Genomic DNA, 22779 nt, shown 5'->3' with positions numbered 1-22779 from the left:
GACCGGCAGGTGTCCGACAACCAGGGCGCGGCGGGCTCGCCGCCGCGCCCCGGCGCCGGCTCCCCGGGCGGCTCTCCGGCAGGGACGACCGCCACGGCGGCGCCGCGGCGGCGGGGAGTGCCTCCGCTGGCGCGCTTCCTCGTCCGGCGCATCCTCATCGCCGTGCTGCTGGCCTGGGGCATCACGCTCGTCACGTTCCTGCTGACCAACCTGGTGCCCGGCGACCCCGTGGCCGCCAACCTGGGCCAGCGGGCGCTGGGCGACCCGGCCATCGTGGCGCAGTGGCGGTCCGAGCACGGCCTGGACAAGCCGCTGTGGCAGCAGTACGCGATCTATCTGCAGGGCCTGGTCCAGGGCGATCTGGGCACCAGCCAGCAGAGCCACCGTCCGGTCAGCCAGGACCTGGCCGAGTTCGTCCCGGCGACGCTGGAGCTGGCGGGCGCGGCGATCCTGATCTCGCTGGTGCTGGGCGTGGCCTTCGGCGTGATCGCCGCGCTGCGCCGGGACCGGCTGTCCGACCACGTGCTGCGGCTGGTCAGCCTGATCGGCATCTCGGTGCCGACGTTCTGGCTGGCGCTGGTGGCGTTCTACGTGTTCTTCTTCCGGCTGCAGATCACGCCGGGCAGCGGGCGCGTGGACGCGGCGCTCGGCTCGGCGCCGGCGGTGACCGGGCTGCAGACGATCGACGCGCTGCTGGCGGGCCGGTGGGACATCTTCACCTCGGCCGTCGGCCATCTGATCACGCCGGCGCTGGTGCTGGCGCTGTACACGATCGGCCTGCTGACCCGCTTCACCCGTTCGGCGGTGCTGGAGGTGCTGGGTCAGGACTACGTCCGCGCGGCCCGCGCCAAGGGGCTGCCGGGCCGGGTGATCCTGTTCCGGTACGTGCTGCGTTCGGCGCTGGTGCCGATCATCACCGTGGCCGGTCTGGCCTTCGGCAGCCTGCTGTCGGGCACCGTCCTGGTCGAGGCGATCTTCGCCTGGCCCGGTGTCGGCCAGTACGCCTACAAGAGCGCCACCAGCCTCGACCTGCCCGCCGTGATGGGCGTCGGCCTGGTCGTGGGCGTGGTCTACCTGGTCATCAACCTGATCGTGGACGTGCTGTACGGCGTCATCGATCCCCGAGTGAGGCTGCAATGAGAGGCAAGGGGCTGCTGGGCAGGCTGCCCGAGGCGTGGCGGCAGCCGCTGGCCGTCGCGGGCGCCGTCCTGGCCGTGGCCTGGCTGGTGATCGCGCTGGCCGCGCCGTGGCTGGCGCCGCACGACCCGCTGGCCCAGGACCTGCCGCGGCTGGCGCCTCCGGGCCCCGGCCACTGGTTCGGCACCGACCAGCTCGGGCGCGACATCCTGAGCCGCGTCATGTACGGCGCGCGGGTGTCGATCCCGCTGACGTTGCTGCTGGTCGTGCTGTCGGTGCTGGTCGGCGGCCTGCTGGGGGCGTGCGCCGGGTACTTCGGCAAGTGGGTCGGCGAGACGATCATGCGGATCGCGGACCTGGTGTTCGCGTTCCCGACCGTGATCCTGGCCATGGTGGTGGCCGCGGCGCTGGGCGCGAGCCTGGGCAACGCGGTGCTGGCCGTGCTGGTGGTGGCCTGGCCCGCCTACGCCCGCGTCACCCGCGGGCTGGTGCTGGGCGTGCGCGAGCGGGAGTTCGTGCTGAGCGGGCGGCTGCTGGGCTTCTCGGTGTGGCGTTCGCTGCGGGTGGACGTGCTGCCGAACGTGACCGGCCCGATCCTGGTGCTGGCCACGCTCGACATCGGCACGGCGCTGCTGCTGCTGTCCGGCCTGTCGTTCCTGGGCCTGGGGGCCAAGCCGCCCTCGCCCGAGTGGGGCGCGATGGTGGCCTCCGGCGTCGAGGTGTTCGACAGCTGGTGGGTGGCGACGTTCCCGGGCCTGGCGATCCTGACCGTGGTGCTGGCGTTCAACTTCCTCGGCGACACGCTGCGGGACGCGCTCGACCCGCGGACGGCCCGCGCGATCAAGGAGCGTGCGTTGTGACGCTGGACATCACCGACCTGAAGGTGTCGATCGGCGGCAAGGAGATCCTGCGCGGCGTCGACCTGAAGCTGGCCGCCGGGCGCGTGCACGGCCTGGCCGGCGAGAGCGGGTCGGGCAAGACGATGACGGGCCTGGCCGTCCTGGGGCTGCTGCCGCACGGCGCGCGGGTCTCGGGCCGGATCGGGCTCGGCGAGCGGGACCTGCTCACGCTGCCGCCCAAGGAGCTCAACCAGGTGCGCGGCGGCGAGGTCGCCATGGTGTTCCAGGACCCGGCGACCAGCCTGCACCCGATGCTCACGATCGGCCGGCAGCTCACCGAGCACATGCGGCACCACCTCGGCCTGGGCAAGGCCGAGGCGAAGGCGCGGGCGGTCGAGCTGCTGGGCAAGGTGCGCATCCCGGGCGCCGAGGAGGCGTACGGGCGTTTCCCGCACCAGTTCTCCGGCGGCATGCGGCAGCGCATCGCGATCGCCGTCGCGCTGGCCTGCTCGCCGAAGGTGCTGATCGCCGACGAGCCGACGACGGCGCTGGACGTGACCGTGCAGGCGGGCGTGCTGCGGCTGCTGCGTGGGCTCTGCGACGAGCTGGGCCTGGCCGTGCTGCTGGTCACGCACGACCTGGGCGTGATGTCGGCGGTCGCGGACGAGGTGAGCGTGATGAAGGACGGCCTGGTCGTGGAGACCGGGCCGCGCGGGCGGGTGCTGCGCGACCCCGAGCACCCCTACACGCGCGCGCTGCTGGACTCGCTTCCTGATTCTGCTTCGGACGTGGAGGGCTGATGCTGGACATCAAGGACCTGGTCGTCGAGCACCGCTCCCCCGGGCGTCCGGTGGTGCGGGCGGTGGCCGGGGCGAGCCTGTCCGTACGGGCGGGCGAGGTCGTGGGCCTGGTCGGCGAGTCGGGGTGCGGCAAGTCCACCCTGGCGCGGGCGGTCTGCGGGCTGAACCCGGTCACGCACGGGTCGATCGCGTTCGAGGGGCAGCAGGTCACGCCGCTCGGCCTGCGGCGCAGGAAGCTGACCGGCATCCAGATGGTGTTCCAGGACCCGTACGCGTCGCTGAACCCGCGGCGCCGGGTGGGCGACCAGATCGCCGACGGCCTGCGCACCGCGAACGACACCGCCACCGACCCGGCCGACCTGCTGGAACGGGTGGGCCTGCCGCGCGCCTTCGCGGGGCGGCATCCGCACGAGTTCTCCGGCGGCCAGCGGCAGCGCATCGCGATCGCCAGGGCGCTGGCGGCCCGGCCGCGGCTGCTCATCGGCGACGAGCCGATCTCGGCGCTGGACGCCTCCGCGCAGGCGCAGGTGGCCCGGCTGATGCGCGACCTCGCGGTGGACTCGGGGGCCGGGCTGCTGTTCATCAGCCACGACCTGTCGGTGGTGCGGCTGATCGCCGACCGGATCGCCGTCATGTACCTCGGCAAGATCGTCGAGGTGGGCGGGACGGCCGAGGTGTGGGACGACCCGAAGCACCCGTACACCAGGGCGTTGCTGGGGGCCATCCCCAAGCCGGACGGGATGGGCGTGCTGCCCGCCGAGCTGGCCGGGGACGTGCCGGACCCGGCGAACCCACCGGGCGGCTGCCGGTTCAACCCGCGTTGCCCGCTGGTGATGGAGGTGTGCCGCGAGAAGGAGCCGGACTTCGGTCCGGTCGCCTGCTGGCTGCACGAGCCGGCGTGAGCCGGGGCCACGCCGCGCGGGTGGCGGCCGTGCGGCGGGCGATGGCCGCGGAGGGCATCGACGTGCTGGTGCTGCGGCCGTCGCCGGACTTCCGGTTCCTCAGCGCCTCCCGCGCCTGGCCGGACGGCGGCGCCGGGGAGGGCGTGTTCCTCGTGGTGACGGCCGACGCGGTCGTCGAGACCCGCGATCCGGCGGGGCTGGTGCCCGCCTCCGCGCGCCGGGTGGGGGTGGACCCGGAGATGCGGGCGGGCGAGCTGTTCCGGCTGGCGATCGCCGCCGAGCTGGTGCCCGCCTCCGCGGTGCTGGCGCCGCTGCGGCTGCGCAAGGACCCCGCCGAACTGGCGGCGCTCGGCCGGGCGGTCGCGGCGGCGGAGTCGGTGCTCGCACAGGCGGGCGAGCTGGCCTGGTTCGGCGCGACCGAGCGGGCGATGGCGCGCCGGCTGCGGCTGCTGGCGCTGGAGTCGGGCTGCGAGGAGGTGATCTCGCTGCGCGTGTCGGCGGGCGAGCACACCGCGCGGCCCGCGCACGTCCCGGGCGGGCGGGTGATCAATCCGGGTGACGCGCTGCTGGTGTCGCTGTGCGGGCGCTGGGACGGCTACTGCGCCGAGGTCGGCCGGGTGTTCGCGGTGGCCGAGCCGCCGGAGGACTACGAGGCGATGTACTCGGTGGTGCTGGCCGCCCACCGCGCGGCCCTGTCGGCGCTGCGGCCGTCGGTCCCGTTCGCGGAGCTGGCCAGGACGGTGAACGAGGTCATCGACGCCAGCGGGTACGGCCGCTTCGCCTCCCTGCACGTGGGCCGCGGGGTGGGCCTGGGGCACGACGAGGGGCCGCGGGCGGGCGAGGAGGCGGTGTTCGCCCCGGCGATGACGTTCTGCCTGGAACCGGCCATCTACGTGCCCGACCTGTTCGGCGCCCGGGTGGCCGACGTGGTGGCCTGCACGGCCGCCGAGCCGGTGGCGCTGGGCACGAGCCCGCACACCCTGCACGTCCTCGACCGCTGAGGCGGCCCCGCATACGCTGGGTGACGACGATCACCGGGGGGCGTCGTGGACCAGTTCGTGCTGCTCATGCTGGTGCTGCTGGGCGCGCTGATCACGGTTCCGCTGGGTGAGCGGCTGGGGCTGCCCGCGCCGGTGCTGATGACGCTGCTGGGCATCGTCATGGCGGTGCTGCCGTTCGTGCCGAACGTGGACATCCCGCCGGGCATCGTGCTGCCGTTGCTGCTGCCGCCGTTGTTGTACGCGGCGGTGCGGCGTACGTCGTGGCGGCAGTTCGCGGCGAACTGGCAGCCGATCTTCCTGCTCGCGGTGGCACTCGTGTTCGTGACGACGGCGACCGTGGCGGCCACGGCGCACGCGCTCGTCCCCGGCCTGCCGCTGGCGGCGGCGGCGGCGCTGGGCGCGCTGGTGGCGCCGCCCGATCCGGTGGCGGCCACGGCGGTGGCCGGGCGGCTGGGCCTGCCGCGGCGCATGGTGTCGCTGCTGGAGGGCGAGGGCCTGTTCAACGACGTGACCGCGATCGTGCTCTACCACGTGGCGGTCGCGGCGGTCGTCACCGGCGTGTTCTCCTGGCCGGGCGCGCTGGGCGAGTTCGTGCTGTCGGCGGTGGTGGCCGTGGCGGCGGGGTTCGCGCTGGGCTGGGCGGCCGGGCGGCTGATGGCGCTGCTGGGCGACGCGACGTTGCAGGTGGGGTTGTCGCTGGTGGTGCCGTTCGTGAGCTACGCGGTGGCCGACGAGCTGGGCGGGTCGGGCGTGCTGGCCGTGCTGACCACCGCCTTCTACCTCAGCGACCGCATGTCGGACGCCGACGACGTGTTCGGCCGCTTCGCCTCGGCGACGTTCTGGCAGGTGGTGGACACGCTGGTGACGGGGATCGCGTTCGGGCTGATCGGGCTGGAGCTGCACACCGTGTTCGGCACGGTCCACGGACGGTTCGGGGAGGTGCTGTGGTGGAGCGCCGCCGTGGTGGTCGTCGTCGTGGGCGTGCGGCTGCTGTGGCTGCTGCCGGCGGCGTGGGTGGCCAAGAAGGGGCGGCGCGAGGACACCGAGGTGCCGATGAGCTGGCGCGAGACCGTCGTGATGTGGTGGGCCGGCATGCGCGGCGTGGCGTCGGTGGCGCTGGCGCTGGCCATCCCGCTGCGGACCCACGACGGTCAGCCGTTCCCGCAGCGGCCGGTGATCGTGTTCATCGCGTTCGCGGTCATCCTGGTGACGCTGGTGGTGCAGGGGCTGTCGCTGCCGTGGCTGGTGACGCGGCTCGGCGTCAAGGCCGACACGGCGGCCGAACGCGACCTGGAGAAGCGCCTGGCCGTCCGGGCCGCCCACGCGGCCAAGCGGCGGCTGCGGGAGATCGACGAGGCCGAGGACCTGCCCGAGGACGTCGTCGAGCTGCTGGGCAGGCGCATGGTGGACCTCGGGCTGCGGATCAGCCCCGAGGCCGCCGACGACGAGCGGCGCGAGGCGTTCGAGCAGCGGGCGCAGCGGGCGCGGCTGGTCCGGCGGGTGCAGGAGGAGATGATGTCGGCCGCCCGGCAGGCCGTGCTGGACGCCCGCCGCGACCCGCGGGCCGACCCCCAGGTGGTCTCCCGGGTGCTGCGCGCCCTCGACGCCAGGAGCCTGCGCTGACCAGCGCGGATCCGTCCCGGACGGCGTTGACGGTGTGTGATCGGGGGGCGCGGAGGGTAGTCATGTCGATATGCTGCGGATCGGCACGCTGGGCTCCGCCCCGTCGGTCGGCGTCGTCGCCTGTGGATGGCACGACAGCGATCCAGGTCCTTTCACCACCGGCATCAAGCTGATCTACACCCTCGGCGGCCCGCTGCCGGAGCTCCCCGGGCTGCGGATCACGCCCGTGGCCCTGCGGGGCGCCGAGCAGATCGCCACCGCCCTGCTCCAGGGGCTCGACGTGGTGATCACCGAGCCCGCCTGCCCGGCCGCGCCCGTGGTGGCGGCCGGCATGTGGCACTACGGCTGGACCAGACGCGACGTGTCGGCCCTGGCCGGGGCGACGGTCGCCGGTCTGGCGCTGGCCACGCAGCCGGGCGCGTGCGTGGCGGAGATCGGGCGTGACGGCACCAGCGCGATCGACGGCCAGATCCCGGCCGCGTTCGTCCGGGCCCGCCTGGCGGCGGCGTTCTCCGGCGGCCGGTACCGCACGCCGGAGGTCACGGTGCCGCTGGAGGCGGTGCGGCTCAGTGAGGACACGCCGTGCCGGATCCGGATCGCCCGTACGCCGGGGATCGTCGTCTGAGGCCGTGGTGACCGCTCCAGGACGGTCCCGGACCGGCTTCTAGGACTCCGGGACGAAGAACCGCCCGCCTTTGTGGTGGCCCGGCACGAATCCCGGCGTCGCCGCATGTCGTACGGTCACCAGGGAGCACCTGTGCGTCGACCGAGTTGGAGAGAGTGTGAAGATCACCGGAGTAGAGCTGCGCCGGATCGCGATGCCGCTGGTGTCGCCGTTCCGCACGTCGTTCGGCACCGAGACCGCCCGGGACGTCCTGCTGGTCAGGGTGGTGACCCCCGACGCCGAGGGGTGGGGCGAGTGCGTGGCCATGTCCGAGCCGCACTACTCCTCCGAGTACGTCGACGGCGCCGCCGAGGTGATCCGCCGGTTCCTGCTGCCGGCCCTGCCGAAGAACGTGGACGCGTACGGGGTCGGCCACGCCCTCGAACCGGTCAAGGGCCACCGCATGGCCAAGGCGGCGCTGGAGACCGCCGTGCTGGACGCGCAGCTCAGGGCGTCCGGCGAGTCGTTCGGCCACTTCCTGGGCGCGGTCCGCGACCGGGTGCCGTGCGGGGTGTCGGTGGGCATCATGGACTCGATCCCGCAGCTTCTCGACGCCGTGGCCGGCTACGTCGAGGAGGGGTACGTCCGCATCAAGCTGAAGATCGAGCCCGGCTGGGACGTCGAGCCGGTGCGCGCGGTGCGCGAACGCTTCGGCGACGACCTGCTGCTCCAGGTGGACGCCAACGCGGCGTACTCGCTGAGCGACGCCCGCCGGCTGGCCCGGCTCGACGCGTTCGACCTGCTGCTGATCGAACAGCCGCTGGCCAACGACGACCTCGTCCAGCACGCCCGCCTGGCCCGCCAGTTGCGGACGCCGATCTGCCTGGACGAGTCCATCGAGTCGGCCGAGCACGCGGCGGCCGCCATCGCGCTCGGCTCGTGCTCGATCATCAACATCAAGCCGGGCCGGATCGGCGGCTACCTGGAGGCGCGGCGCATCCACGACCTGTGCCGGGCCAACGGCGTGGCGGTGTGGTGCGGCGGCATGCTGGAGACCGGTCTCGGGCGGGCGGCGAACGTGGCGCTGGCGGCGCTGCCGGGGTTCACGCTGCCCGGCGACACCTCGGGGTCGCGCCGGTACTTCGCGACCGACGTGACCGAGCCGTTCGAGCTGGTGGACGGTCATCTTGAGGTGCCGTCGGGGCCGGGGCTCGGCGTCGAGCCGATCCCGTCCGTGCTGGAGGAGGTCACGACGTCCACCGAGTGGATCCCGCTGTAGGCCCGGGCGGAATAATGCGTTGCGCGGGCGTGCTGAGCACCGCACCATGTTCTTCATGTTCCTGCACGCTCGCCGTCTCGCACCCGCCGCGCCGGGTGTGTTCGAGCGTGCCTGCGACGGCCTGGAGCGCTGACCTCTCCTCGTAAGTCCTGATGTGACCCGGCGGGGGGAGGTTGCCGACCCGACACGGGTCACACACGGTCCCAGGTCTTCAGGGAAGGAATCATGGCCAAGCAGGCCTATGTGCGGAACAAGCCGCATCTCAACATCGGCACGATGGGGCACGTCGACCACGGCAAGACCACGCTGACGACGGCGATCACGAAGGTGCTCGCCGAGCGCGGGCAGGCGACGTACACGCCGTTCGAGCGGATCGACCGGACGCCGGAGGAGGCGTCCAGGGGGATCACGATCAACATCTCGCACGTCGAGTACGAGACCGACACCCGCCACTACGCCCACGTCGACATGCCGGGCCACGCCGACTACGTGAAGAACATGATCACGGGGGCGGCGCAGCTCGACGGCGCGATCCTCGTCGTGTCCGCGCACGACGGCATCATGCCGCAGACCAGGGAGCACGTGCTGCTGGCCCGGCGGGTCGGGGTCGGGCACCTGGTGGTCGCCGTCAACAAGGCCGACGGCGCCGACCCGGAGCTGACGGACCTGGTGGAGCTGGAGCTGGCCGACCTGCTGGCCGAGCAGGGCTACCGCGACGTCCCGATGGTCCGGGTGTCCGGGCTGCGGGCGCTGGAGGGCGACCCGGTCTGGACGGCGTCGGTCGAGGCGCTGCTGCGGGCCGTGGACGAGCACATCCCCGTCCCGGTCCGGTACCTGGACGCGCCGTTCCTGATGCCCGTGGAGAACGTGCTCACGGTCACCGGCCGGGGCACGGTCGTCACCGGGGCCATCGAGCGCGGCACCGTGCGCGTGGGCGACACGGTGGAGGCGGTCGGGTTCGGCGACGGGTTCACGGCGGTGGTGACCGGCGTGGAGACGTTCGGCAAGACGATGGAGCGGGGCGAGGCCGGGGACAACGCGGCCGTCCTGCTGCGCGGGGTGCGCCGCGAGCAGGTGCGCCGGGGCATGGTCCTGGCCGCGCCCGGCAGCCAGAGCGCCCGCACGTCGTTCACCGCCCGGGTGTACCTGCTGACCCCGGAGGAGGGCGGGCGGCGGCGTCCGATCGCCTCGGGGTACCGGCCGCAGTTCTACCTGCGGACCACCGACGTGCCCGGCGAGCTGGCGCTGCCCGCGCCCGCCGAGCCGGGCCGGACGGTGGAGGTGACGGTCGAGCTGGGCCGGGCGGTCGCGGTCGAGCCCGGTCTCGGGTTCGCCGTCCGCGAGGGCGGGCTGACCGTCGGCGCGGGCACCGTCCTCACGGTGCCACCCGCCTGACGGTGCCACCCGCCTGACCGCCGGGAGGCCGGGGTCCTGAGGGACACCGGCCTCTGGTGTGCGTGGTCAGGACGGGGTGAAGCGGAGGTGAAGGGTGGCCGGGGCGGCGTGCAGGTCGTACCGGGGCAGGGTGCCGGGGCCGCAGGTGGCGGTGCCGATGCCCTGCTGGGCGAGGTCCAGGTGGAGGTGCACCCGGTCCCCGGCCACCAGGTCGGGGCGGTGACGGGCGGCCTCCAGCTCGGCGGTGCTCCACCGGCGCGCGGTCAGCCCGAACACCGGGTCACCCTCCACCCGGAACCCGGGCGTCCCGTCCGGGCCGCCGAACTCGGCCCACCGCACGTCGCCGCGGCGCCCGTTCTCCTGCGGGTAGACGTAGGGCGTCTGGAGGTCGTCGACGGTGGCGCTCCAGCGGCCCACGCGGGCGGCCATGCCGGTGTCGGGGTACGCCTCCCCCGGCCCCCGGCCGAACCAGATGACGTGCGCGATCTCGCCGGGCAGCGTCAGGTGCACGCCCAGGCGCGGGATCGGGTCGGGCCACTCGCCCTCGGGCTCGACGTCCACGGTCAGGTCCAGGGTGTCGCCGGAGGTCGCGGTCCAGGTCCAGGTGGCGCGCATGCCGAGGTCGGTGGCCGCGGGGGCGACCCTGGTGCGGACGGTGAGGCCGTCGCCGGTCTCGACGCCGTCCACGCGGTGGGTGAGACGGTGCAGGCCGAGCTGCCGCCATGTGCGGCCCAGGCCGCCGTAGCGGTCGTTGTCGGTGGGGGCGCGGTAGAGGTCGAGGCGCGGGCCTTCGACGTCCAGGCCGAACAGGCGGGCCAGTCGACCGGTACGCGCGTCGAACTCGCCGCCGCCCAGCACCAGCCGCCCGCCGTCCGCCGCCTGCCGCTGGGCGGCGGGAACGGGGGCGAGCAACGGTCCCGCCCGGTCGGCCGGGCCGGGAGCCAGGTCAGAGGTCGGGCTGGAAGCCGTGCCGGGAGCCAGGTCAGAGGTCGGGCCGGAAACCGGGCCGGAAGCCGCGTCAGGAGCCGGGCCGGGGGTCGGGCCGGAGGCCGGGGTGGGCAGGGGGGTTTGGGACCAGGCGAGTTCGTGGCCTGCGGGGGCCCAGGGCTGGTCGGCGGTCAGGGTGGCGCGGATCGTGAGCCAGCGTTCCCCCGCGCCTTCCCCGGGCGGCAGGGCGGGCAGCTTCACCTCACCGCCGGACGCCGGCACCTCCAGCGGGAACTCCGCCACCGGGACCCCGTCCTCCTCGACGACGGCCAGGAAGCCGAGATGGGCGAGATCGCGGAAGTCGTACCGGTTGTCCACCCGGACCACGCCGTCGCCGAACGCGAACCGTACCGGCTCGAACACCTTCTTCAGGTCCAGCAGGCCCGGGGAGGGCGTGCGGTCGGGGAACACGAGCCCGTCGATGACGAAGTTCCCGTCGTGCACGGGCTCGCCGTAGTCGCCGCCGTAGGCGTACTCGTGGCGGGAATGGGTCAGGCCGTGGTCGATCCACTCCCACACGAACCCGCCGGCCAGCCTCGGGAAACGTTCGTACAGCTCCTGGTACTCGGCCAGGCCGCCGGGCCCGTTGCCCATGGCGTGGGCGTACTCGCACTGCAGGAACGGCATCGCGCGCCGCCGCGCGTCCAAGGCGGGGTCGTCGAGCGGGTCCTCCTCGCCGCGCCCGATGGCCTCGACCTCGGCGTGGGTGGCGTACATGCGGGAGTAGACGTCGGTGTGGGCGCACGACCAGTCGCCCTCGTAGTGCAGGGGCCTGGACGGGTCGCGCTCGCGTGTCCAGTCCGCCATGACGGCGAGGTTGCGGCCGACGCCCGCCTCGTTGCCCAGCGACCACATGATGACGCTGGGGTGGTTCTTGTCCCGTTCGACCATACGGCGCATGCGGTCGAGCAGGGCGTCGGCCCAGCGCGGGTCGTCGGTGGGGTTGCGGCGCCAGCCGACCTGGCCGAAGCCGTGCGTCTCCAGGTCGCATTCGTCGATGACCCACAGGCCCAGTTCGTCGCACAGGTCCAGGAAGTCGGGGTGCGGCGGGTAGTGGCTGGTCCTGACGGCGTTGACGTTGTGCCGCTTCATGAGCAGCACGTCCTCGCGCATGGTCTCGTACGGGACCGCGCGGCCGTGGCGGGGGTGGAACTCGTGCCGGTTGACGCCCTTGAGCAGCAGCGGGCGGCCGTTGGCCAGGAGCACGCCGTCCGCGACGGAGACGGTGCGGAAGCCGACGCGCAGCCGTACGGTCTCGTGCGGGGTGGTGAGGACGGCCTCGTACAGGCGGGGTGTCTCGGCGGTCCACGGTTCGGCCTCGACGGTGATCTCGACGCCGGGTTCCAGGTCCCGTACGCCGAGTTCGGGCACGCTCAGGCGGCCCTCGGCGGCCTCGAAGCTCAGCCTGCCGTCGTGGGAGGCCCGCACGAACACGTCGGCGGCCGAGCGGGTGAGGGTGACGTCCCGGAAGATGCCGGGCAGCCACCACATGTCCTGGTCCTCCAGGTAGCTGGCGGCCGACCACTGGTGCACGCGCACGGCCAGCACGTTGCGTCCCGGACGCAGCCACGGCCCCGCGTCGAACTCGACGGGCAGCCTGCTGCCGGTGGAGAAGCCCAGCTCGTGGCCGTTCAGCCAGACCCTGGCGAAGGAGTCGACGCCCTCGAACCGCAGCCGGCCGCCGCTCCAGCCGTCCGGCAGGTCGAAGGCGCGCCGGTAGTCGCCGGTCGGGTTCTCGCCGGGGACGTGCGGCGGGTCCACGGGGAAGGGGTAGGAGACGTTGGTGTAGGCGGGGGCGCCGTGGCCGTGCAGGGGCCAGTGGGCGGGCACCGGCAGCTCGTCCCAGGCGGCGTCGTCGAAGCCGGGCCGGGCGAAGTCGTCGGGGACGTCGGCCACGGGCGAGAGGCGGAAGCGCCACAGGCCGTTGAGGTCGAGGGCGGGGGCGTCGGAGCGGAGTGCCGCGCGGGGTTCGAGACGGCCCGAACCGGGGGCGAAGGTTTCGAGATCCATCCCTTTCGACACTAGAGGCCGTCGGCGGTTTCGTCAGCGATGCCCCTTCTGGGGGTGCTTGGACTTCCCTGACGCGGTTGTTGGAGGAATGGACGCGACAGGGTGGCAGGGGTTCAGGCGTTCCTGGAGAACAACATCCCGTTCACTCCGGCGGGGCCGGGCAGCGCGGACGCCGCCGCCAGGTAACCGGCCAGCAGGCTCTCGGCCACCGCGCCCACGGCGGCGTCGCCGGGCAGGAACTCGGGGCTGTGCAGGCCGGCGGCGGTGTCCACGCCGACGAACATCATGAGCGACGGCGCCACCGAGGCGTAGTGGGAGAAGTCGTCGGCCCCGCACGAGCGCAGGCCGCCGTCGACCGTCCAGCCCTGCTCGCGCAGCAGCCCGCCCGCGCGTACGGCCAGCCCGGCGTCGTTGACCAGCACCGGCTCCCCCGGCAGGATCGTCACCTCGGCCACGCAGCCGCACGCCCTGGCGACGTCCTCGACCACCTGGGTGAACCGTTCGTGCAGCTCCTGGCGCCAGGACTCGGACATGGCCCGGAGCGTCCCCCTGGCCACGGCCTCGCCCGGCACGGCGTTGGGCGCGGTGCCGGCGTTGACCGTGCCGAAGGTGACCACGGTGGGCATCATCGGGTCGGCGGACCGGCTGACGACCTGCTGGGCGGTCACGATGACCTGCGCCATGGCCACCACCGGGTCCCTGGTGAGGTGGGGGTAGGCGGCGTGGCCCTCCGCTCCCCTGACGACCACCCTGAACTCGTCGGAGGAGGCGTTGACCGCCCCCGGCACGGAGGCGACCACGCCCTCCGCCAGGAGGGGCTGCACGTGCGCGCCGATCATGGCGCCGACCCGGTGGCGGTGCAGCGCGCCCGACGCCACGACGTCGGAGGCCCCGGAGGGGAAGCCCTCCTCGCGCGGTTGCAGCACGACCAGCAGAGGCGGGTCGGCGCCGAGCCGGTCGAGGGCCCTGGCCAGGGCGACCACGGCCGCCATGTGCACGTCGTGCCCGCAGGCGTGCATCGCGCCGCCGCCGGCGGCCCACTCGACGCCGGTGCGCTCGACCAGCGGCAGGGCGTCCAGCTCGCCGCGCACGCCCACGGCCGGGCCCGGACCGCCGACGCGCAGCACCGCGCCGGTGCCGGCCACGTGCTCGACCGTCCCGGCGGGCAGCGCGTCCAGCAGCCGCGCCCGCGTCGGGCCCTCCTGGCCCGACAGGCGGGGCGCGGCGTGCAGCTCGCGGCGCAGCGCCTGCGCGGCGGGCAGCTCCCGCCACAGTCCTTCCCGCAGCACCGCGTAGGCGGTGCCCTCCGTCGTGCCGTTCCCGATGACGGCTCCGTCGACGGGCCCGTTGATCGTACGGCCCCCGAGGTCGTTCACCCCGTGCTCTCCTCCCGTGTTCCCAGTCCGTAGACGCGTCGCGCGTTGTCCGCGCCGACCATCGCCGCCACCCGCATCGCCTGCGCGGCCGACCACTCGCCGTCGAGCACGAGCCGGCCGAGCACCCGCGCCATCGCCCGCCGCCACAACACCGCGCCCAGATGGTGCAGCTCGGCCGGCCCCCACCCGTCGGACGAGAACAGGACCTTGGCGAACGGCGCCACCTCCAGGCTCTCGGCCACCAGCGCCACGCTGCGGGCCCCGGTGTAGGTCACCCCGAGCCCCACGTCGAAGAAGACGTGGGGATAGGCCTGCGCGAGGAACCCCGCGTGCCGCTGGAACGGGTAGCAGTGCAGCAGCACCAGCGGCACTCCGGACGGCTCGGCGCGTTCGACGAGGCCGCGCAGCAGCAGCGGGTCGGCCCGGCGAAGGTCGAGGTCGGGGTCGCCGAGGCCGGTGTGGAACTGGATCGGCAACCCTCGCTCGATCCCGGTCCAGATCACGTGTCGCAACAGCACCGGGTCCGTCAGCTTACCGCCGCCTGAGCCCAGCCAGCGCCCGGCCGCCTCGGTGACCTCGGCCCGGCTCGGCGGCTCGGGGTCCAGGTCGAGGCCGTGACGGTAGGCGGCGACGCTCTTGAGCCCGCGCGCGCCGCCGGTGCGCGCCCACAGCTCGCGCGCGAACGCGTCGGCGAACGAGGACGCCTCGCAGCCGCCGGCCGCGACCTGCTCGGCCACCGTCTCCAGCCGCACCACCTCGTCGGCGGGCACGCCGGTGAGCTCCGCCATGCCGGACGGGCCCACCAGCTCCTCGCTCCGGTAGCCGGTCTCGACCAGATAGTGGGCCACGCCCGTGGCGCCCAGCAGCAGCCGGTTCACCTCACCGGCCCCCAGCCGGGCCCTCCTGGCCAGGTACTCCTCCGGCGTGCAGTGCGGTTCGAGGCCGAGGACGGGCGCGCAGTGGCGCAGGATGGCGTACCCGGTCTGGGAGTCGAACTGCGTCATCCACTCCGGCACCGGCCGGTCGGACTCGGTGATCAGCTCCTCGAACGCGCTGCGCGACAGGTCGCGGGCCACCACGCCGTGGGTGTGGTGGTCGACCAGCGGCAGCTCCTCGATGGCCCGGACGAACCCGGCCGGGGCGAGGTCGAGCTCGGCGGTGGCGTACACGTCGGTCACGGAGAGAGCTCCTCCCCCGTGGGCGCGAGGATGAACCACCCCGTCCCGGTCCGGCCCCTCGTCTAGCGGGCCGTGGCGGGCTCGGCCAGCTGCTGGACCAGCCACGGCAGCGCCTGCGGCAGCTCCCGGTTCCAGGTGTTGAAGTTGTGGCCGCCGCTGGGCAGGATCAGCGACGAGGCCCGCATGGGCGGTTTGACCGCGTTCAGGAACCGCTCGGTCGGCAGGTAGTCGGCCTCGCCCTTCCTGCTGCTGGTGACGAGCACGTCCACGGGCGGGGCGGGCAGGTGGGCCAGGCGCCACATCAGGTCGTTGCGGTCGGCGAGCCCCTTGTCGCCGTGGAACAGGTCGCCGGTGGTGCCGTCCACGATCGTCTTGTAGTAGCCCGACAGGGAGACCGCGGCGGAGAACGCGTCAGGACGGCTCATCGCCAGCTTCAGCGCGCAGTAGCCGCCGGTCGAGCCGCCGAGGACGCCCCAGGAGTCGCCGCCGGGCGCCGCCCGGTAGTGCGCGGTCACGGCCTGCCGGACGTCGGTGGCGAAGTACGTCAGCACCTGCGGGCCGCCCGGCACGTCCACGCACTCGGTGTCGCGCGGCAGCACCACGCTCGGCCGCATCATGACCAGGACGGCCGGGTTGACCTGGTGCAGGGCGATGGCGTGCGCCAGCCGTCCGGGCAGGTCCATCCGGGTCATCAGGTTGCGCGGGTCGCCGGGGTAGCCGGTGAGGGCGAGGATCGCCGGGAACCTGCGCCGCGGGTCCTTGAAGTAGGCCGACGGCAGGAACACGTACGCCTCCTCGCTCAGGTGCGTGGTCGCGCCCGGCAGGACGACCTCCTCGACGCGCCCGCCGGGGACCGCCCGGCTGTCCAGCACCCGCAGCCCGGCCGCGGCCCCGGCGGCGGTGATCTGGGCGGTGCCGGTGTCGGAGCCGAGCAGGTCGGCCCAGGAGCCGTAGAAGCCGAAGTAGTAGTTGACCAGCAGCGCGAGCGCCGCCACGGTGAACGTCTGGCAGGCGGCCAGCAGGCCCGCCCGGCCCAGCACCGGCGGCAGCCCCCGCCCGGCCAGCCGCGGCCACACCCAGACGGTGCCCGCGAGCGCGGCCACCGCGAGCACCGCGGCCGCCGCCAGCAGCGCGATCGAGGTCAGTCCCATGAACAGCAGGAATATCCCGGACGGCGTAAGCGCGTGGTTAACGGCGAGATTAACCGGCAGGAGTTTCAATCAGTATTTGTGAAGCGTCCTTGGATCCCCGCGCTGGCGGGTTACGCGTCGCTGGTCATCGGCCTGCTGGACATCCTCAAGGCCGTGGCGCCGCGGCTGGAGCACACGCGGATGGGGCAGTGGTCGGACCTGCTGCCCGGGACGGTGACGACCGTGGCGCGGGCGACGTCGCTGGTGGTCGGCATCATGCTGGTGATGATCGCGCACGCGCTGCGGCGCGGGAAGGTGCGGGCCTGGCGGGCGGTGGTGGTGCTGCTGCCGCTGAGCGCCGTCATGGGCGTGCTGCACCTGCGCCCGGTGACCGCGGCGATCAGCGTCGTGCTGCTGGCCGTGCTGGTGGCGGGCAGGCGGGAGTTCACGGCGCTGCCCGACCCGCGCTCGCGCTGGCGGGCGCTGTGGAACCTGCTCGTGCTCGGCGCGATCGACCTGGGGCTCGGGTACGTGATCGTGAGCGCCCGGCCGGGCGCGCTCGTGGACCATCCCGGGGTGGCCGACCGGCTGGAGCACGTGGCGCTGGGGCTGGCGGGCATCGAGGGGCCGGTCACGTTCAAAGTGGAACGCGTCTCCGACCTGGTCTACTTCTCCCTCGTCGCGCTGGGCGCGCTCACCGCCGTGACGACGCTCTACCTGGCGCTGCGTCCCGAGCGGCCGGTCGCCGAGCTGACCGCCGACGACGAACGCCGCCTGCGCGCCCTGCTGGCCGTCCACGGCGAGCGCGACTCGCTCGGCTACTTCGCGCTGCGCAGGGACAAGAGCGTGATCTTCTCGCCGTCGGGCAAGGCGGCCGTGGCCTACCGCGTCGTCTCCGGCGTGATGCTGGCCAGCGGCGACCCGATCGGCGACCGCGAGGCGTGGCCGGCGGCGATCGGCGCGTTCATGGCCGAGGCGCGGCGGCACGCCTGGGTGCCCGCCGTCATCGGGTGCGGCGAGACGGGCGGCGAGGTCTGGACGCGGGTGGCGGGGTTGTCCGCGCTGGAGATCGGCGACGAGGCGATCGTCGAGGTCGCCGACTTCACGCTGGAGGGCCGCGCGATGCGCAACGTCCGGCAGATGGTCAACCGCACCCTCCGCGCCGGGTACGTCTGCCGGGTGCGTCGCGCCCGCGACGTGCCCGAGGAGGAGAAGGAGCAGATCCGCCACGCCGCCGGCCTGTGGCGCGGCACGCAGACCGAACGCGGCTACTCGATGGCGCTCGGCCGCTTCGGCGACCCCGCCGACGCCGAGTGCCTGGTGGCCACCGCCTGCAAGGACGGCGACCTCAAGGCCGTGCTGCACTTCGTGCCGTGGGGGACGCGGGGCGTCTCGCTGGACCTGATGCGCCGCGACCGCGACGCCGACCCGGGGCTCAACGAGCTGCTGATCGCCGAGACCCTGCGCGCCGCGCCGTCGCTGGGGATCACGCAGGTGTCGCTCAACTTCGCGATGTTCCGCGCGGCGCTGGCCCGCGGCGACCGGCTCGGCGCGGGGCCCGTGCTGCGGGCCTGGCGGTCGGTGCTGGTGTTCCTGTCGCACTGGTTCCAGATCGAGTCGCTGTACCGGTTCAACGCCAAGTTCCGCCCGATCTGGGAGCCGCGCTTCGTCGTCTACCCGAACGCCCGCGACCTGCCCAGGATCGGCGTCGCGGCACTGCAGGCCGAGGCGTTCATCCCCTCGGGCCTCCCGCTGCGCGCCCGCCTCCGCCTCCCCCGCCCCTTCCACCACGACCCCGCCACCGCCGCCCCCCAGACCCCGTGAGCCGCCCGGTTCAGAGCGAGGTGGCGGTGCCCGGGGCGGGCCACATGGTGTTGAGGCGGCCGGCGGTGGCCTGGTAGGCGCGTTCGGCCTCCGGGGTGAGGACGATGTCGGCGCCAGGGCCGGCGGCGGCCAGGCGTTCGCGCAGGACGATGGAGTCGGCGGTGTCGGCCAGGTCGAGCAGGCCGGTGAAGCGGGCGGCCGCCGAGACCAGCTCGGTGGCGGGCAGGTCGGTGCCGACCGCGTCGAGGGCCTGGCGGACGACGCCCTTGCCGACCGCGCCGAGGCCGAGCGCCACGGCGGCCGCCGACAGGGTGGCCACGTCGAGCGGGTCGACGTCGACCAGGCGCAGCGGCACGTGCTCGACCCGGCCGCCGGGGGCGTACAGGCGGCCGGCGAGGCGGGAGGCGGCGGCGCGCCTGCCCTGCGTGGGGCCGATCACGCGCCAGAGCCGGCGCAGCGCGCTCAGGGCGATGCCGCCGGCGAGCGGGCCGGGCAGCGGCGAGCCCACGGACTCGGCGGCGCGCAGCACCAGCAGCAGCCGCTCCAGCTCGCCCACCGCGCGGGCCAGCTCCTCGCCCAGGTCGGGGACGAGGACCGCGCGCGGGCCGAGGCCGGTCATGTGGGGCTCCTCACGGAGCCCTCGTCGTCGAGCGGTCGTCAGGCGGCGGAGCAGTCAACCGGAGGGTCACCATCGGAGCGTACGCCGCCCCGCCGACGCCGCACACCCCAGCGGGAGACGCGTCCCCGGCCGCACCGCACACCCCGGCGGAAGGCACGCCCTCGCGGGAGGTGCACGGGCCCCGTGCACGCAGCACCCCGTAAGAAGCGGGCGGCCCAGGCGTGTGGGAGGATCTGGCCTCGATGGGTCCATGGTCGGTGGTGCGGTGGCTGCGTGCGGCGAGCTTCGCCGGCACGTGTGCCGCCCTGGCCGCGCTCGCCCACCTGGCGGGCGGCGGCTGCTTCGACCCCGGGGCGCTGCTGGCGGGGTTCCTGCTGGTCCTGGCTCCGGCCCTGGCGCTGACCGGGCGGGAGCGCACGCTGGCCGCCATCGTGCCCGCGACGGGCGCCTCGCAGATCGTCCTGCACGTGCTGCTCTCCTTGAGCTGTGACCATCCCGCCCCCGTGCCCGCCCCGGACGCCGCGAGTCTGGGTCACCTGCACGACACGGGCGTCCCGGGATTCGGGATGCTGCTCGTGCACGCGGCGAGCGTGCTGCTGACGTCGGTCTGGCTGCGCTGGGTGGAGTCGGGGCTGTGCGCCCTGGTCCGCGAGCTGGCCGGACGGGTGCTGCGCCCGCTGCTGGTGCTGTTCCTCGCCGTGACCGGGTGGGCCGCGCCGGCGCGCACGCCGGTGACCGGGCGCGACGACGTCACCGCGCGCGTCCGGCTGTTCCTGCGGCACGTGCTGGTGCTGCGGGGGCCGCCCGCCGCCGGACCGGAGCCGTGGTGCCCGGTCCGTCCGACGGTCGTGGGCCTGCCCGCCTGAGAGCGCGCCCGCGGTCCCTCGCGCGCCCGTCCTCCGCGGTTCCTCCGACGACATTCCCGGCTCGCCGCCGTGCCCGCCCCCTGGCCGGGGGCCGATGCGGCGTGCGCGCCTCCGGACCCGACTCTGAGGACATCACCCATGAGACCTTCCCGTACCCGCCGGGCCTCGGCGATCGCGCTGGTGCTGCTGGCCGCGGCCTGCGGCGCGCCCGCGGCGACCGGCGGCGAGACGGCCACCGTCGCGCCGGCGTCCGCCGGCCGGACCGTCTACCCTCTCACCTTCGACAACTGCGGCACGCGGGTCACCTTCCGCCGCCCGCCGCAGCGCGTCCTGATCCTGAACGGCACCAGCGTGGGCGAGGTGGAGAGCTTCCTGCTGCTCGGGCTGGACCGCAGCATCCTGGCCAACGCCCAGAGCTACGGCGTGTCCGACGACCCGTCCATGACCGCCCGCATCAAGGCGCTGCCGACCGGCGGGCTGACGATGAACAAGAACTTCGACGTGCCCGCCGAGCAGGTGCTCAGGCTCAAGCCGGACCTGGTGGTGTCCACCTGGTCGGGCGGCTTCGACCCTGCCAGGGGCTTCGCCACCCGCGAGCAGCTCGCCGCGGCCGGCATCACCTCGCTGGTCAACCCGGTCAACTGCGCGATGGGCAAGCCGGAGGCGACCGAGCAGGAGAAGCGCGCCTACCGCAACCAGTCGATCAACTCCTCGCTGGAGTTCCTCAGCCTGCTCGGGCGGGTGTTCGACGTGCAGCGCAAGGCGTTCGACCTGATCGGCGAGCTGCGGGCGCGGGTGGAGTCCGTACGGGCCCGCGTCGCGGCGCTGCCGCCCAGGAAGGTGCTGGTCGCCTATCCCGGCATGGCCATGATGAACGCCAACGGCCTGCCCGCCGTGATGACGGGGGGCATCTACGACGACGTCATCAGGGCGGCCGGCGGGGTCAACGCCTTCGCCGGGCAGACCGCCGACATGACCCGCACCCTCAACCGCGAGCAGTTGGCCACCGCCCAGGTGGACGTGCTGGTCGTCGGGCTGTTCACGCCCGAGGAGAAGGGCGAGGAGGCGGCGGCGAAGCTGTTCGCCGCCTACCCCCACTGGGCCGCGGCCAAGTCCAGGACCTTCACGGTCGTCTCCGACGGCGTCTACCTCGGGCCGCTCAACGCCTGGGCCGTGGAGAAGATCTCCAAGGTGGTGCATCCCGGTGGCTGACGCGCTGACCGCCCCGCCGCGCCGGACGGCGCCCGTCCCGCCGCGGCGGCCGCACGCGGTGTCCGGGCGGGGAACCGGGTTCCTGCTGGCCGGTCTCGGGGCCGCGCTGGTCGTGGCCCTGGTGATCGGGATCTCCGCCGGGTCGGTGAACCTGCCGCCGGACCAGGTGTGGGGGGTGGTGTGGGCGTACCTGACCGGGCGGGGCGGGCAGGCCGATCCGCTGCTCGCGCAGGTCGTGTGGGAGATCCGCACGCCCCGGGCGCTGCTGGCCGCGCTGGCCGGGGCCGCGTTGTCGGTGGCCGGGGTGGCGTTGCAGGCGCTGGTCCGCAACCCGCTGGCGGACCCGTACGTGCTGGGCGTGTCGTCGGCGGCCTCGCTGGGGGCCGTGCTGGTGCCCGCGCTCGGCGGCGGCGCTCTGGCCGGGCTGACGGGGGCGCTCGGCGTCACCGGGGCCGCCTTCGCCGCCGCGCTGCTGTCGGCGCTGGTGGTGTACGTCCTGTCCCAGCGTTCCGGGCGGCTGCTGGACTCGTGGCTGGTGCTGACCGGCGTGGCCGTCGGTTACCTGTGCTCGGCGGCCACCACGTTCGTGCAGCTCCAGCTCAACCCGACCGAGCTGCAGGGCATGATGTTCTGGCTGATGGGCAGCGTCGCCGGGGCGTCCTGGGCCGATCTGGGCGTGCCCGCGCTGCTCGTCGTGTGCTGCGTGGCCTGGCTGTCCTCGCAGGCGCGGGCGCTCAACGCGCTGCTGGCCGGTGAGGAGGCCGCCGTCGCGATCGGCGTGCCGGTCGCGGCGCTGCGGATCGGGCTGCTGGCGGCCGGGTCGCTGCTGACGGCGACGGTGGTCAGCGTGGTCGGCGGCATCGGGTTCATCGGGCTGATGGTCCCGCACATGGTCCGGTTCGTGGTCGGGGCCGACCACCGCCGGGTGCTGCCGGTCTCGCTGCTGGCGGGCGCGGTGTTCCTGGTGCTGGTCGACCTGGCGGCGCGGGTGGCCGACCGGCCGAACGAGCTGCCGGTGGGGATCTTCACCACGGGGCTCGGCGTGCCGTTCTTCCTGTGGCTGCTGCGCCGGCGACGGACGGGCGGAGGCGGCGATGCGGCTTGACCTCGCGGGCGTCAGCGCGAGCATCGACGCGCGGCCCATCGTCACCGACGTCACGTTGAGCGCCGGGCCCGGCGAGTTCGTGGCGCTGGTGGGGCCCAACGGCAGCGGCAAGTCCACGCTGCTGCGCACCGTCTACCGGTCGCTGCGCCCGTCGGGCGGCGTCGTCCGGCTGGACGGCGACGACCTGTGGCGGATGCGGCCCCGGCACGCCGCGCGGCGGCGGGCGGTCCTGCCGCAGCACAACCCGGCCGGGGACGGGTTCTCCGTGGCCGAGGTCGTCGCGGCCGGGCGGCACAGCCACAAGGGGGCGCTGGACCGGGAGAGCGCCGGCGACCGGGCGGTGGTCGCCACGGCCCTGGAACGGGTCGGCATGGACTGGGCGGCCGACCGGCTGATGACCACGCTGTCCGGCGGCGAGCGGCAGCGGGTGCTGCTGGCCCGCGCGCTGGCCCAGGAGGCGCCGCTGCTGATCCTGGACGAACCGGGCAACCACCTGGACGTGGGCTCCCAGCTCCTCCTGCTGGACCTGATCCGCTCGCTGGGCCTGACGCTGCTGGCCGCGCTGCACGACCTGGACCAGGCCGCCGCCTACGCCGACCGGATCGTCGTCCTGCGCGACGGCCGGGTCGCCGGGCAGGGGCCGCCTCTGGAGGTGCTGACCCCGGCGTTCATCGAGGAGGTCTTCGGCGTGCTGGCGCACGTCGGGCCGCATCCGATCACCGGGCGGCCGCACGTCGCGGTGGCGTCCAGGGCGGGAGGTAAGCGCCTGCCCTAGGGCCGGTCAGCAGTCGTCCCCCGGTGCGGAGCCGTACCCGGCGCCGTCCGTCCGCCCGGCTATAAACGGAGCGGAGTGGATCTTCGTCGTGAAGGGGCCGGGAGACCGTGTCGATCA

Annotated in this window: 19 protein-coding genes; 14 read left to right on the top strand and 5 right to left on the bottom strand. The window is 74.2% G+C overall.

From position 1 onward, the window contains the following. Positions 1-9 precede the first annotated feature (9 nt). From AB0J97_RS14190 to tuf, 9 genes are all read left to right on the top strand, one after another. Positions 10-1140, top strand: a complete 1131-nt coding sequence (locus AB0J97_RS14190; protein ID WP_364088207.1) for an ABC transporter permease — start codon at positions 10-12, stop codon at positions 1138-1140. Then, positions 1137-1997 (top strand): ABC transporter permease, encoded by an 861-nt coding sequence (locus AB0J97_RS14185; protein WP_352328927.1) that lies wholly within the window; start codon positions 1137-1139, stop codon positions 1995-1997. The genes AB0J97_RS14190 and AB0J97_RS14185 overlap by 4 nt, the downstream gene beginning before the upstream one ends. Further along, positions 1994-2776, top strand: coding sequence for an ABC transporter ATP-binding protein (locus tag AB0J97_RS14180; RefSeq protein WP_357704654.1), 783 nt, complete (start codon positions 1994-1996; stop codon positions 2774-2776). The genes AB0J97_RS14185 and AB0J97_RS14180 overlap by 4 nt, the downstream gene beginning before the upstream one ends. Next, on the top strand, positions 2776-3678 hold the full coding sequence (locus tag AB0J97_RS14175) for an ABC transporter ATP-binding protein (RefSeq protein WP_364088200.1): 903 nt from the start codon (positions 2776-2778) through the stop codon (positions 3676-3678). Before AB0J97_RS14180 ends, AB0J97_RS14175 begins: the two co-directional genes overlap by 1 nt. Next, on the top strand, positions 3675-4679 hold the full coding sequence (locus AB0J97_RS14170; protein WP_364088198.1) for a M24 family metallopeptidase: 1005 nt from the start codon (positions 3675-3677) through the stop codon (positions 4677-4679). The genes AB0J97_RS14175 and AB0J97_RS14170 overlap by 4 nt, the downstream gene beginning before the upstream one ends. 45 nt (positions 4680-4724) lie before the next feature. After that, entirely contained in the window at positions 4725-6302 is a 1578-nt protein-coding gene (locus tag AB0J97_RS14165) for a Na+/H+ antiporter (RefSeq protein WP_364088196.1), read from the top strand. Between the two features lie 70 nt (positions 6303-6372). Continuing rightward, entirely contained in the window at positions 6373-6927 is a 555-nt protein-coding gene (locus AB0J97_RS14160) for an acyclic terpene utilization AtuA family protein (protein ID WP_364088191.1), read from the top strand. Positions 6928-7084: 157 nt separating this feature from the next. Further along, a complete protein-coding gene (gene menC / locus AB0J97_RS14155) occupies positions 7085-8185 on the top strand; it encodes an o-succinylbenzoate synthase (protein ID WP_364088189.1) in 1101 nt (366 codons plus the stop codon). A 225-nt stretch (positions 8186-8410) separates the two neighbouring features. Continuing rightward, entirely contained in the window at positions 8411-9580 is a 1170-nt protein-coding gene (tuf, locus tag AB0J97_RS14150; protein WP_364088187.1) for an elongation factor Tu, read from the top strand. A 66-nt stretch (positions 9581-9646) separates the two neighbouring features. Here tuf and AB0J97_RS14145 read toward each other — a convergent pair whose 3' ends face one another. From AB0J97_RS14145 to AB0J97_RS14130, 4 genes are all read right to left on the bottom strand, one after another. Beyond that, entirely contained in the window at positions 9647-12577 is a 2931-nt protein-coding gene (locus AB0J97_RS14145) for a glycoside hydrolase family 2 TIM barrel-domain containing protein (protein ID WP_364088185.1), read from the bottom strand. A gap of 113 nt (positions 12578-12690) precedes the next feature. Then, positions 12691-13953, bottom strand: coding sequence for a M20 family metallopeptidase (locus AB0J97_RS14140; RefSeq protein WP_364088180.1), 1263 nt, complete (start codon positions 13951-13953; stop codon positions 12691-12693). Next, entirely contained in the window at positions 13950-15131 is a 1182-nt protein-coding gene (locus AB0J97_RS14135) for an amidohydrolase family protein (protein WP_364088177.1), read from the bottom strand. Before AB0J97_RS14135 ends, AB0J97_RS14140 begins: the two co-directional genes overlap by 4 nt. Positions 15132-15193: 62 nt before the next feature. After that, entirely contained in the window at positions 15194-16282 is a 1089-nt protein-coding gene (locus AB0J97_RS14130) for an alpha/beta hydrolase-fold protein (RefSeq protein ID WP_364088175.1), read from the bottom strand. Between the two features lie 78 nt (positions 16283-16360). Here AB0J97_RS14130 and AB0J97_RS14125 point away from each other — a divergent pair, with 78 nt between their 5' ends. After that, complete coding sequence (locus tag AB0J97_RS14125; RefSeq protein WP_364088172.1) at positions 16361-18085, top strand: phosphatidylglycerol lysyltransferase domain-containing protein; 1725 nt, start codon at positions 16361-16363, stop codon at positions 18083-18085. 10 nt (positions 18086-18095) lie between these two features. Here AB0J97_RS14125 and AB0J97_RS14120 read toward each other — a convergent pair whose 3' ends face one another. Beyond that, entirely contained in the window at positions 18096-18704 is a 609-nt protein-coding gene (locus AB0J97_RS14120) for a hypothetical protein (RefSeq protein WP_357706455.1), read from the bottom strand. A 242-nt stretch (positions 18705-18946) separates the two neighbouring features. Between AB0J97_RS14120 and AB0J97_RS14115 the strand changes: the two genes are divergently transcribed. The 4 genes from AB0J97_RS14115 (at position 18947) to AB0J97_RS14100 (ending at position 22662) form a co-directional block, all read left to right on the top strand. After that, positions 18947-19570, top strand: coding sequence for an MFS transporter (locus AB0J97_RS14115; RefSeq protein WP_364088170.1), 624 nt, complete (start codon positions 18947-18949; stop codon positions 19568-19570). Between the two features lie 138 nt (positions 19571-19708). Beyond that, positions 19709-20782: an ABC transporter substrate-binding protein gene (locus AB0J97_RS14110; protein ID WP_364088168.1), complete on the top strand. Its 1074-nt coding sequence runs from the start codon at positions 19709-19711 to the stop codon at positions 20780-20782. After that, positions 20775-21887: an iron ABC transporter permease gene (locus AB0J97_RS14105; RefSeq protein WP_364088166.1), complete on the top strand. Its 1113-nt coding sequence runs from the start codon at positions 20775-20777 to the stop codon at positions 21885-21887. The genes AB0J97_RS14110 and AB0J97_RS14105 overlap by 8 nt, the downstream gene beginning before the upstream one ends. Further along, on the top strand, positions 21877-22662 hold the full coding sequence (locus AB0J97_RS14100; RefSeq protein WP_357706460.1) for an ABC transporter ATP-binding protein: 786 nt from the start codon (positions 21877-21879) through the stop codon (positions 22660-22662). Before AB0J97_RS14105 ends, AB0J97_RS14100 begins: the two co-directional genes overlap by 11 nt. Positions 22663-22779: the final 117 nt, after the last annotated feature.

The organism is Nonomuraea sp. NPDC049607 (genome assembly GCF_040675375.1).
Lineage (GTDB): Bacteria > Actinomycetota > Actinomycetes > Streptosporangiales > Streptosporangiaceae > Nonomuraea.
The sequence above is the reverse complement of the archived record's forward strand: the minus strand, read 5'-3'. Positions and strand labels throughout refer to the sequence as shown.